At 47.6% G+C, this 12,452-nt stretch carries 11 protein-coding genes and 1 pseudogene; 2 read left to right on the forward strand and 10 right to left on the reverse strand.

What is annotated here, in order from left to right; all coding sequences use genetic code 11:
* Together RIM23_RS17510 and RIM23_RS17515 are read left to right on the forward strand one after the other, a co-directional pair.
* The coding region (locus RIM23_RS17510) for a zinc ribbon domain-containing protein (protein WP_446368447.1) at nucleotides 1-199 on the forward strand (199 nt) is incomplete at its 5' end.
* Between the two features lie 205 nt (nucleotides 200-404).
* Nucleotides 405-2,378: a PP2C family protein-serine/threonine phosphatase gene (locus RIM23_RS17515; RefSeq protein ID WP_446368448.1), complete on the forward strand. Its 1,974-nt coding sequence runs from the start codon at nucleotides 405-407 to the stop codon at nucleotides 2,376-2,378.
* A 164-nt stretch (nucleotides 2,379-2,542) separates the two neighbouring features.
* On the opposite strand, the gene RIM23_RS17520 is transcribed toward RIM23_RS17515, so the two are convergent.
* The 10 genes and pseudogenes from RIM23_RS17520 to RIM23_RS17565 all read right to left on the reverse strand — a co-directional run.
* Nucleotides 2,543-3,667 carry a substrate-binding domain-containing protein gene (locus tag RIM23_RS17520; RefSeq protein WP_446339964.1) on the reverse strand — a complete coding sequence of 375 codons (1,125 nt, stop codon included), beginning with the start codon at nucleotides 3,665-3,667 and terminating at the stop codon, nucleotides 2,543-2,545.
* 71 nt (nucleotides 3,668-3,738) lie between these two features.
* The gene (locus RIM23_RS17525) at nucleotides 3,739-4,461 is read right to left on the reverse strand and encodes a hypothetical protein (protein ID WP_446368449.1); all 723 of its coding nucleotides are present in this window, start codon (nucleotides 4,459-4,461) and stop codon (nucleotides 3,739-3,741) included.
* A 228-nt stretch (nucleotides 4,462-4,689) separates the two neighbouring features.
* Nucleotides 4,690-6,402, reverse strand: a complete 1,713-nt coding sequence (locus RIM23_RS17530; RefSeq protein WP_446368450.1) for an extracellular solute-binding protein — start codon at nucleotides 6,400-6,402, stop codon at nucleotides 4,690-4,692.
* A gap of 169 nt (nucleotides 6,403-6,571) precedes the next feature.
* A complete protein-coding gene (locus RIM23_RS17535) occupies nucleotides 6,572-7,975 on the reverse strand; it encodes an aminopeptidase P family protein (RefSeq protein ID WP_446368456.1) in 1,404 nt (467 codons plus the stop codon).
* A 46-nt stretch (nucleotides 7,976-8,021) separates the two neighbouring features.
* Entirely contained in the window at nucleotides 8,022-8,252 is a 231-nt protein-coding gene (locus RIM23_RS17540; protein ID WP_446368451.1) for a hypothetical protein, read from the reverse strand.
* 119 nt (nucleotides 8,253-8,371) lie between these two features.
* The gene (locus RIM23_RS17545) at nucleotides 8,372-9,868 is read right to left on the reverse strand and encodes a pentapeptide repeat-containing protein (RefSeq protein WP_446368452.1); all 1,497 of its coding nucleotides are present in this window, start codon (nucleotides 9,866-9,868) and stop codon (nucleotides 8,372-8,374) included.
* 197 nt (nucleotides 9,869-10,065) lie between these two features.
* A complete protein-coding gene (locus tag RIM23_RS17550) occupies nucleotides 10,066-10,644 on the reverse strand; it encodes a general stress protein (RefSeq protein WP_446368453.1) in 579 nt (192 codons plus the stop codon).
* Between the two features lie 206 nt (nucleotides 10,645-10,850).
* Nucleotides 10,851-11,609, reverse strand: a complete 759-nt coding sequence (locus RIM23_RS17555; RefSeq protein WP_446368454.1) for a HEAT repeat domain-containing protein — start codon at nucleotides 11,607-11,609, stop codon at nucleotides 10,851-10,853.
* A 124-nt stretch (nucleotides 11,610-11,733) separates the two neighbouring features.
* A complete protein-coding gene (locus tag RIM23_RS17560) occupies nucleotides 11,734-12,225 on the reverse strand; it encodes a GNAT family N-acetyltransferase (protein WP_446368455.1) in 492 nt (163 codons plus the stop codon).
* Nucleotides 12,226-12,229: 4 nt separating this feature from the next.
* Nucleotides 12,230-12,452, reverse strand: a pseudogene (locus RIM23_RS17565) (hypothetical protein); the annotation flags it as partial.

Genomic DNA, 12,452 nt, shown 5'->3' on the forward strand with positions numbered 1-12,452 from the left:
TGTCTGCAAACACATCAGGCGGACAAATCGTAACAAGTCTCGCTTCTGTTGTAAAAACTGTGGCTATCAGACTCACGCTGACCTTAATGCTGCTCTTAATGTCCGAGACGATTACATTCTCTCTTCTACCCAACGTGGGACTGAGGAGCAGGCGTCAGTCAATGCGCCCTATGTTTCGGGCGAGAGTAATCTCGCCTAGTTACAAGCCCCATCCCAAAAGTGGGTGGGGCAGTTGACTATTCTGGTTTATCTTGGGGGTCTGGTATTTATGGTTAGCCAGCCTCTACATGAGGTACATTATTTCTTTTTCCAGGATCTCGGTGTATCTGATCAAACCGAAAACGGCTGGAGTTGCGACCGTTGCCAATTCATTCCAGGATTATTTTTAAAGTATTTTTAAGGTTATGAGTACTGAAGAGCCGCAAACTAATCGTTATCTGTGGGCAGTGGGTGCAACGGCTGCATCGCTCCCGGTGGGGGAAATTGTTGCCGAACGGTATCAAGTCGTCGCCCCCCAAATTTGGCTGGATCTGCACCCAGAGGAGTTGCCCGAGGCTCCCGATCGCTTAAATGGCATGTTCCTCCCCTATCTACGCCTGTATCCCCATCGTCTGCACGTTCCGGAGGTTTATGGCGTTTGTTCTGGGGCAGAGTCTGAATCGGATACACCGATTATTTTGCTGGAAAATGTCCCGATCGACAATAAGGGTGAACTCTATCCAGCGATTACTTCACAATGGTCACAAGCCTCGCCTTTACGTCAGATCTATTGGTTATGGCAAATTCTAGAGTTATGGCAACCTTTAGCTGAATTAGGCGTAGCCGCCACCTTGGTTGATCCCGAACAGGTGCGAGTCGAAGGCTGGCGGGTGCGACTGCGGGAACTGGTTAGGAATGGGACGAGTGATTTCCAATCTGTCCCCCTGTCAGTCACGGGTGAAAGAAAAGACTCATCAACAGGTGCGTCTGGAGGTACGACAACCCTACCCCACTCCCGAACTCAGGTGAGTCTGCAACAGCTAGGACAATGTTGGGAATCCTGGTGTCACACAGCATCCGTGGCGGTGGCGGCTCAACTGCGAGACATCGCCCAGCAAATGCAAACGCCCAACCCCTCCTTTGACGCGATCGCAGTCCAGCTTAATCAGCTTCTTTTGGCTCAATCTTCGCAACAACCCCTGCGTTTAGAGGTAGCTGGACTCACGGATACAGGTCCGTTACATGACCACAATGAGGATAGCTGCTACCCTCTGCGATCGGATTTGACCACAGAACCTGATCCCCTGATTTCCCATCTCTCCATCGTCTGCGATGGTATTGGCGGACATGAAGGCGGCGAAGTCGCTAGCCATATCGCCATGCAGTCGGTGAAAATTCAGGTGCGGGCATTACTAGCTGAGTTACTCGAAGATCCGGAACTGATGAGTCCGGATTTAGTGGCACAACAGCTATCAGCAATTGTTCGAGTTGTCAATAATCTTATTGCCTCCAAGAACGACCAACAAGAACGAGAATCCCGACGGCGCATGGGTACAACCTTAACCATCGCCCTACAATTGCCGCAAAAGGTGATTCAATCGGATAGCGAAGGCAATAGTCACGAACTCTATATTGTCAGTGTCGGAGATAGTCGTGCCTACTGGATCACTCCCGACTATTGCCAACAGCTTACCGTCGATGATGATGTAGCAGCGCGGGAAGTTAGGATGGGTCGCAGTTTGTACCGCCATGCCTTACAGCGCCCTGATTCTGGCGCATTGACCCAAGCGATAGGAACCAAGGAGGCGGAGTCTCTCTATCCCCATGTACGCCGCTTTATTTTAGAGGAAGATGGTTTACTGTTGCTCTGTTCTGATGGGGTAAGTGATAATAATTGGCTGGAGTCTATTTATGGGGATTTCGCCAAAGATGTGTTTAGTGGCAAGCTATCCCTAGAAGCAGCGGCAAAGTTTCTCGTTGATCAGGCAAATCAACGGAATGGTTATGATAATGCTTCCGTTGTTCTCTCCTATTGTGCTGTTTCTCCTCAATATCCAGTGGTTTTGAATTTGGGAGGACTACAACTGGAAAAAAATGCCCCGACTATTGAGTTAGAGACTGAATTGCCAGCCACAGAGGAACCTGTTGCTGAGGAGGAAGAGGATGTTTCAGAACCCATAGACGTTGAAACGGTATCCTCTAGTCAGGATTGGTTCAAAATCATCATCGGAGTTTTTGGGATACTTGTGATTATTCTTTCGGCTGGCGCTGCTGTATTTATCGCCCAGTGGCTACTCAATCCCCAAGCGTTCAAACAAATGCGCGATCGCTTCTCGCCTCCCCAACCGATAGAACAGCTTGAGTCTGTACCTGACTCACCACCCACATCAGAGGAGTAAGAGACAAATTCAACAATGAACGGTAAACAATCAAAACAAATAACTTGTTATAACATCTCGTAACTGTTTTGGTAACGAGGACGGGGTGAAGTACCCCAACTTGCTTCTAGGGTCTGTAGTCTACTAACTTGAAAACCCCTGTCAACCTGTGCCAACCTACTTCGTTAATTTGCCCTCTCCCACAACCGTTGAATTTCAGTTAACACTTGCTTATCCGGGGGTGGAATCACGTTTCCAGGGGGATTGATCTGAGCACCTGGAATAGTCTGAGACCAAGGACTATTGGCAACGGTTTGTAAATCGACTGTATTATTAACCGGACGGAAACCGTACTGCACAAACACTTCCTGTTGTGGCGGTTGAGTCAGAAACTCTAAAAATTGTTGGGCAGCTTTTGCCTGACTTTCACTCACATTGCGTCGTACAATGGCTGCGGTAGATACCGTTTCAATGGTCGGATCAAGGTAATAAATTTGGTAGGGTTTGCCTTGATTCGCGGCTGATTGCTGCCAACGATAGAGGGCAATACTTTCATACACGGTAGCCACATCCGCATCATTGGGACCCCGACTAATAAATTCTTGCAGTAATATGTCGGTGGAACGGGGTGGCTGATAGACGGAACGCTTAATTACACTAAATAAAGCATTAATCGCGGGATTGTTTAATCCGGCGCTGCTGAGTGGACGTCCGCCTAATTTAGACTGCGCCCATAGTCCTAACGTTACCTGACCACTATTAGAACGGGTGGGATCTGTCATCAAAAAATCAAAACTGCCCCAATCGTTATTCCCGCCAATTTCTCCCCAGTTTCCGGCTTCCATGGCTTGTTCAACCTGTTGCCATTGGAAACGCCCGTTGGGAAACAGAATATTGCCCCGTTGAGTCCAGGCAATACCCACAAGGATAGTTTTGGCAATAGGTTGAGGTGTATTGTAGAAGGGTTCGCTGTTCTGTTGCGCCTGAATGCGATCGCGTAATTCCTGTACAATCTCGCTACTGGCGGGAATGAGTACCGTAGGCTGGAAGTCGTTCTGGTTATCAATATAGTTATTTACTATATCCTGGGAACCTTGAAACTTGAGTTCTAAGTCAATTCCCGGATTTTCTTCTTCAAACTTGGCTTCTAGACTTTGCAGGGGTTCAGCCAGTTCAGTTCCACTAACCACAACAACAGTCTGGTTGAATCCAGGTAAAGGGGCATAAGTTAAACCTAAAGATACCAGGATAATGCCAATAGAGGTTAACAGCCGGGTTGGGTTTTGAGATTGACGAGTTTGGGTTGCCATTGTTCTGGGGAGAAGGAATTGCTAAGCTGCTACGCGGAAGTAAAAAGTCAAAAGTCAAACGTTTACTTGGATTATTTTGTTACCAATAGATCGAAACTCTCTTCTAAACTATGAAGTTCTTCACTCAAGGAACGGAGTTCCCTGGCTTGTTCAGAGTCATTTAAATCGGCAGTTCTTAGCTTATTTTGGAGTTGCTGCAAAACCCCGGCGGCATCAGCAATCATAGTCGAAAGACTGGTAACTTGGGCTTGACGCGCATCTTGTCCCTGATGCGCTAACTGGAGATTACGCTGCAAGCTTTCTGTAAGTTTGTTAAGTTGGTCTTTAGCAACACCACTGGCTTGGATTTGTTTTTGATTGACCTGTTCGAGTTGTTGTTGTAAATCACTGACGGATAATAGGGAATCAGCCCCTTGGAAGCGTTGAGACAACTGGTCAACTTTAGCAGGCAATTCAGAGGCGCGATCGCACGTATACTGAACGGCGGCGAGTAACTCGACTTCTAAGCCATCGCTTAAGAGTTGAGTAGCCTGCGATCGCAATATCTCCGCTTTCCCTGCTAATGTCTGGGCTTGCTGTTTGACCAATTGCAGTTCCCGCGCCAGTTCCGGGTTCTCTAGATTCAGTGTTTCCGGTTCTTTCGATTTGAGTGCGATCGCGCCGCCTGTAGCAATAACGGCGGCAAATGGTAACATGGCTACGCTGGGTAAGTTAGCCAGACGAACGCCGACAACAAGGACAATTCCGCCAGCGAGTACAGCTAAAGGATAGTTAAGTGGATTTGCCAGTTTCATCGGTTTTGTGTTTTGTATTTTGTGTAGGGGCGGGTTTCACTATTATCGTTTCTTGCCTAACCCAGATGCGACTAAACCCGCCCTGATCAAGTGTTGATCCTTCACAACCTTCTAGGGAACCTGATTTGTAGGGGCGAGTTTAGGGACTAAGTAGGTTGGTGGAAATAAACTCAACCATATTAAGTTATGTAAACAACCCTCAAACCCTTACAAATGACGAATGACCAACTAAAATTCAACCTGCAAATCATTCATAACCGTGGCAATCGTTTCTGGGTCTCCTTTGCGGTAATAGCCCGCATTCAGGTCAGCAATTTTCTTCAGCGCTTGAGGATCAAACTCACCTTCCCTGCCATAACCAATGGTAAAAAAGGCAATTCGCTGATCACTATTAAACCCACTTTTTTGCAATTCTTGTTCCAGTTGATTCAGATTAATCTGAGAACCCGAATCTTCCCCATCGGTGAGAATTAGCACAGCATTAATCGCATCCGGGCGCGGATTTTCTTGCAACCAGTTACGGGCATAAAGCGCTGCATCATAAAGTTTAGTCCCTCCATCAGCTTTGAGACCACTAATAAACTCCAAACCGCGATTCCGTCCGGCATCAGTTCCTTCGACTAACACAGGTTCGCGAATTTCCTCATCAAAATCAATGAGGGCAATCTTATCTTTAGACCCTAAACTATTAATATATTTCTGCAATGTATTCTGTACAGCAGGTAACTTATTACCCGTCATCGAACCTGATGTATCCACAACCACAACCACTTGGGACGGTTTCTTTGCCACCTCTTGCCAGGAGGTTAACATTGCCTCAACAACTTCAGGTTGAGGGGGGCGATAGGAATCGTATTTCGCCTGTGGATTAACGCCAAACTCTGGGATAAATTTAGGTCCTAAAGCGACACCTGGGGTTCCAGGGCGCAAACCCAGTTCAGTAGCAATTTGTTGGGCTTCAGGCGATTGCAAATAAGTAACAACCTTCTCGGCGGCGGCTTTTTCTTCCTCACTCACCCAAGGCGCATTGGGGATAATCGCCCGCATATTTGAGGTAAAAGTGGCGTTAGGATAAACGGCTTGGTAACGAGGTTGATTGGGTTGAGGGTTCGCATTCGCCGCAATGACGGAAGACTCATAGACTGAACCCACAGACGCCCAAAAGGGTCCATTTTGTACCATGGCTTGCGCTAGTGAATCGGTGGAAACACCATACCGAGTGATTTTGCTTTGAATTTGCTGAACTTGTGATTCATAGTTCTTAACATCTTCCACTGTTAAATCTTCCGGGCGCTTCCCCGAAACCGCCGCATATTGGGCGACTAAGGTTTGTAAGCCAGAATTAGAACGGGTGGGTGCGGTATGGACGTAGTGAACGGCTAGGGGGGGACTGGCGGGGTCGATATCTTGATGGGTTTCAGCAGTGACTAAGGCTTTGAAGGGATCAGCAGTGTTCTTCAATCCTGTGGCTACATCCTCTTGTGCCATAAATACCATCGGACTATTTACCAGCAGGGGGGAGTCTGTAATCTCCGGGATGTAGTTTTGTCCGGGAAATAGCTGATTCATCCGGTAGATTAGCTGACTTTGATAAATCTCGCCATCCACGGAAATCAAGGTGGGCAATTCCGCAGATTCTGCTTCCAGGGTGCCATTTTTGAGTTGTGAGCCTTGAGAAACCAGGCGGGTGACGATATCGCCACTCCCCATCGATTCACAGGTTAGGCGGATGGCGGTGCCATTATCAAGTTGGGGCTGTTGTTGATTGAATTTTTCCGCCGCTTGGTTGCAGAAGTCTCCCAAGGCGCTACCTGCTAGGAATTTAATCGTCAAACCACCGAATTTGTCTGGATTCGTGTTACTCCCGTTACAAGCGCTGAGGAGTAGAAGGCTGAGGACAGCCGTAAGGCGAGTGATGAATGGGCGAGGTTGCAGATGCATAAAAGCCTCTACATTAATGACTAGGTATTATAACTCTAGTGTAGGAGCGATCGCGCCTGCTTGAGGAGTTCGTTCGTAGTTCGTAGTAAGGGATGCGAGCCTTTTCGATGGTAAATTGGCGAGGAGGAAGTCGCAGCTACACTTGCCTTGCGTCCGCAAGGTAGGGGGGTTAACTTGATATCATCAGTTGTTCAATTGCATCTGCATCAGTTGGTAAGGCGGCGGTGAGGACTTCGCTACCCTCTTGAGTGACTAAAACATCATTCTCTATCCGAATCCCGCGCACATCAGCAAACTGAGCTAAACGATCCCAATTAACCACATCCTGATACTTGGCGCGTCGTTCTGGATCATTTAAAATAGCTGGAACTTGATAGAATCCAGGTTCAATTGTAACCAGCATTCCCGGTTGCAAGGGTCGATCAAGTCGCAGAAACCCTAAGCCAAAGCGATTGCTCCTGACTCGATTTTCTGCATACCCGGCTAAATCGCCTAAATCTTCCATATCATGGACATCTAAACCAAGTAGATGCCCAACGCCATGAGGAAAGAACAAAGCATGAGCATCCTGTTCCACTAAATCCGAAACCTGTCCCCGCAAAATCCCTAAATCCACTAATCCTTGAGTAATAGTTGCAGCAGCTAATAAATGAATGTCGCGATATTCTACACCCGGATGAACTTTCTCAATACAAGCATTATGGGCGGCTAAAACACACTCGTAAATATCACGCTGCGTCGGCGAAAACTTTCCCGTCACCGGGAAGGTGCGAGTCACATCTGCTGCCCATCCCCTGTCAGTTTCCGCCCCCACATCTGCCAGAAGTAAATCTCCAGGTTGCAAGGGGTGGTGATAATGTTCATTGTGCAACACTTCCCCATGAACCGTGACAATACTGCCATAAGCGCAACTCATGTTGTGGGCAAGAATTACTCCTTCCATCGCCCCCCGGATTGTGGCTTCGTAGAGAGGTTCCGCCGCAACGTCTCTACCCCCAATTGCCTGCATTCCCGCTTTATGAGCAGCTACCGTCACGGCGGCGGCTTTACGTAACTCCGATAATGCCTCAGCATCGTGGCACAGTCGCAAAGAGACAATGGCTTTGGCTAATTCGCGGTCAATTCCTTCTGGGGCGTTAGCAGGGGCGACGAATCGATTTAACAGTTGCCCTTGCTGCTGATATGTTATCACATCTTGCACCGCCAGAGTTGCCGCATCAGCTGTCCTTGATGCTAATTCTGAGACAGGAAAAGCTGCATCAGCACCAATTCTTTGGGCTATTTCCTCTGGTTTGGGCATTTCGCCATGCCAAAGGGTACTGGCTGGCGAGGGTTCATCGATAAATAGTTCTAACCTGCCATCTTTGAGATAAATGACGGCACCCTCTAGAGGTAAACCGGCAAAGTAGAGAAAATGACTACTAGCGCGAAACGGGAACGGATTTGCCGGAAAATTGCGCGGATGGGAACCTCCCGCCCAGAGAATGACAGGGAAATCGATAAGCTGGGCGAGGCGAACTCTGCGATCGCGCAGGGTGGTTGCTAGGTTACTGTAGTTATGCTGACTCTCCATATTTTGGAGGGTAGCACAAAAGGAGGTAGTCAATCCTGATTGAGAATCATTCAGGATCATCATCATCAATTGTGTCTATCCCTTCGGCTTCATACTGTTTTTCTGCCTCTGTTTTTTCTTCCTCAGCGTCTTGATCAGTATCTGTGGCTGAGTCTTTCTCAGTTCGCTGATTTTCTATTTCTGGTTGCGTAGATTTATTGATGGGTTTTACCAGTCCGCATCCAGTCATCGTTAAATTGCCAACTATCAGCAGTAATGTCAATGAAGCTAGAGACATCCACAGGGGTTTTCTCTTGTTCGATTTTTTTGAAAACATGAGTCAGCCTTTAACTTAATCATTCATCTAGTCTCAAGGGACGCAAAAAATAATCAAAAAGTTTCGTTTATAAATTGGTTTTACTGATATTCTTCTAACGCTGCCAGAAGCACATTGACTAAAGGATGATTAATCAACTCTTTTAATACCTGACTCGGCACGTTTTTTAAGCCTTCAACGACAGAAGCTTTCAGGATCGGATTATTCTCAATCCTCTCCAGTACCTGAAGAACCACCCGCTGTTTTTCCAGAGGTGTATTCGTGGGATAGGTTTGATCGAGTTGTTGGAGTAACTTTTGAATTTTGGTCGCGGTATTGGTCAGTCGTTGCTTTTGTTCTAGGGTATAAGGGGGTGCGATCGCACAGTTAAGAGACGGGCAATTTTCCCCGGACTCACCCTGATCAGACTGGTTAGAGGTTAGGGGTTCAACTAAGCGTCTTGCCTCTACATTAATCGTTTGACTTGGATTCACGGTTCTCTGTGCCAACCGTTGCAAGATCTCAGTTAAATTGGCACTCTGCTGACGATAGGCAGCGACTTGCTCATATTTTGCCTTTAACTGATAACGATAGTCTTTATCGATCGCCTGGATTTGGGCATCGTACTCACGATTGAGGAAATGCTCAACCTCAATCCGATTGGCATCGATAGGAATGGCAATCCGGATGGTTAATACCCCATCAGGGCGATTTTCTAAAGATTGAATCGTGAGGATGTTACTGCCATCCTGGGCTTGACAGGCTTGGAAGGCGGCAAAGAATGCTTGCCAATCAATACCATTGCGGAAAATTAAATTGACAGTTTCTAAGGGGACTTGAAAAATCCTCGTAAATTCTCCAAGGGCAAAAATTCCCTGATGGGGACGGCGTTCGTTTTGATCGGTTTGTAAATAAATGTACTCACAAATCACCTCAGCTAAATTCGTCCCGCTATTGATGTGCCAGTCTTCCAGACAGGCGGCGGTGAATATGGCTTGGTGAAAATCGGTGTTGAGGGCTTTGCAGCGTTGTAAATTGGCACCCCGAAGATTGGCTTGAGAGCAATAGGCTTGCTTAAGATTTGCCCCCCTGAGATTCGCACCGACAAGGTGGGCACCACTGAGATTCGCCCCACTGAGATTTGCACCACTGAGATTAGTTCCACTCAACTTAGCGCCAATCAGTTTTGCCCCAACTAAATCAGCACCACTGAGGTTGGCTTTAGTCAAATCGGCGCCACTCAGATAGATGTTATTCAGGTTAGCACCAATCAGGTTAGCACTAATTAAGTCAGCACCTCTGAGATCTGCCGCCGTGAGGTTCGCACCAATCAAATCTGCCTGACTCAAATATGCCTCACTCAAATATGCTTCACTGAGGTTCGCACCAGTCAGATCCGCTTTACTCAAATCTGCCTGACTCAGGTTTGCCCGACTCAAATCCACGCCACTGAGTTTTGCCCCTTGGATGGTAAAGCCCTTGCCCGTAGCAAAGCAGAGATTGGGTCGGATATCGGGGTGGTGTGCCTTCCACGCATTCCATACCTCCACCCCTTGCCTGAGTAAGGCAAGATAGTCTTCATTCGTCTGTGGAGACATAAAATCTTTAGACAAGCTCCGCTTCACGCATCCGTTGTAGATGGAAGAAAGACAGTTAACTGAAATGCTTCCATAATAAGGGTTTGGTGAATGGGTTGCCTAGAATTATGCCAAAAAACAAACGGTGAGGACTGATCCCCGCCGTTTCTAAGTCTACTGTATTTATTAGGATGAACATTGCCCATCCTTCTATCTACCTACACTCTACCGCCCATCTGAGGATTGGTATTGACGCCAGGTGCATTATAGACAGCCCAATCCTGAATTCCTCGATTTTGCAAAATAGGTCTCATATTCAGGATCTCGGTTTCGCTACCCTCGACAATGACCACGTAATCCCCAACGGAAACTCGTTCGTCATAATGTTTAGCGGCATCTTCAGGTATTCCCCAACCAATCAGGGCACCAACTAAACCGCCGCCTGCGCCACCAATAACGCCTCCTAGAAGAGTATTCGCTAAAATAACGCCTAATTCTGTCGCTACACCGACACCAGGAATTGCCAGTACGCCTAGACCACCAATTAAGCCGAGGAAACCTCCTACCGTACCGCCAGCCGCTGCACCCGCTTTTGCGCCTTCTCCCGCATGGTTGCCATCGCTTTTATGCAGGTCAGTACCGCCAATTTTGTCGTTGAGACTAGCGTCTTTGGCAATCACAGAAACTCGATTCAGATCAAATCCTCTATCTCTGAGTTCCATGAGCGCATTTTCTGCCTGTTGACGGCTAGGAAAGACACCAATTGCATGTCTTAATTGTGATTGTGCTACAGCCATATTTTTCTCTCTATTTTCTCTCTATTTATGCTTCAGCACCGATAAACCTGCCAGAATGCAGGACTCGGATTAGTGTTGCGTTGTGCTTCTGCTTTCTATTTTGAGAAGCAGGCATAAAAAGTTCATCAGTCTGTAGAGAGAAGCTGTCGATAGGCAATAGGGAATAGGGCACTGGGGGAGCAAACAAATGACCAATGACCAATCCGCTAAAACAGTCCTTCTAGCTCAAGTTCCTCAATCATCTGTAAGGCACGGGGATCGCCCACTCTCAACAGGGCTGCTTTCCCATCTTCCCGCACGCCCATATCTTCATCTTCGGCAAAGGCTTCAATTAAACCGTCAACCGCACCCGCATAGATAGCATTGGAGGGTAGTTCTCGACAAAGCTGCCCTAATGACCAGGCACAGTTACTGCGTACTGCTGCCATAGGATCTTGTTTTAAGGCGGTAATTAACGGGGGAATACAGGCGACTATATCGTCATAGTCCAACTTCGCCATTTGTGCCAGGGAACTTGCTGCCCACAAACGCACGGCAGAGATATCTGTACATAAGGCATCAATCAAGCTTGGCAATGCTCTGCGATCGCGGCAATTCCCTAATGCCCAAACGACCCCTTTACGCACATAACCATTCCAATCCCGGTTCAGTTGCTCAATTAACGGATCTACGGCTGTCGGGTCGGGATTGCGTCCCAAGGCATAAGCTGCACTGACCCGTACCAAAGGACAGACATCATTTAACAGATTAATCAGATGGGGAATTGCCCGTTTATCTTGAAGTTCACAAAAAGCCCGCGCCGCCAGCATCCGTTGGGGCGTTTGGCCAGCGGTTAGCAGAGCCAGCATCGCTTCTGGATCGGGTTGAGTCGCCTCTGAGTGGTCATCAATTGGCTCTATTTCATCCAGAGGGCTTTCTAGCTCACCTGCCGCCTCGATTAATCTTAGCTCGTCGTTATCATACATATTTTAAAAAATATCTTATTCGACGGTTATTTGTCATTTGTTATTTGTCATGAGTCAACTTATCCATTACATAATTTTCGCACTCCAAAGTAGGCTCTCGACGGTCTTTAGAGGGTCACAACGCTTATCCAGAGAACGGTTTTACCATCCAAAGGGACTGGGTTTGGAATCCTAACTTATCATATAGACGCACAGCCGATGGATTAGACTGAAACACTTGCAACCCAATTTGGCGATCGCCCCGCTCTCTCGCCCAGTTCTCCCCATGGCACATCAGCGCCGAACCAATACCCCGACGCCGATGGTCTGGCATCACGTACAGCAAAAAAACATGGGCATGGCGATCGCCGGTGACCTGATCAATTGCATTTCCCAGCCACAGACCAGCAACAGGTTGATTTGATGGTGCGGCGTCACCCTCAGGGTTGGCTACGTCTACCCACCACAACGGTGTGTCTTGACAAAAATACCGCCTTACTGTTTCTTCTAAATGAGAAAAATCCTGCTGTTGAGAAAAAAGCTCTTGATAACTGAGTTGGAGAAACTTCAACAGGGTTGCCTTCTCTAATCGAGAGCCAACTCGTAGCTGATAGCCCGGGATTAAAAATGTACGCATCTGATCAAGAGGAGTTGAGGCAACAAGGGAGCGGGGGTGCGTGGTTGTAGGGACGGGTTTTACCAATAACGTTTCGCACGGGTACTAGTCTGTAACGGTTGCGATTTGTGCGGGTGATGCGCTTCGTTTTCTCGGTCATAAGATGTCCTACTCCATCGGCAATGCTGTCCCCATTTGAGGTGTAGAAGGCTTCGGTATATCCCTTGTCAATACCGATTTCTTGATCG

The sequence above is a fragment of the Coleofasciculus sp. G3-WIS-01 genome, assembly GCF_040223135.1.
Classification (GTDB): domain Bacteria; phylum Cyanobacteriota; class Cyanobacteriia; order Cyanobacteriales; family Coleofasciculaceae; genus Coleofasciculus.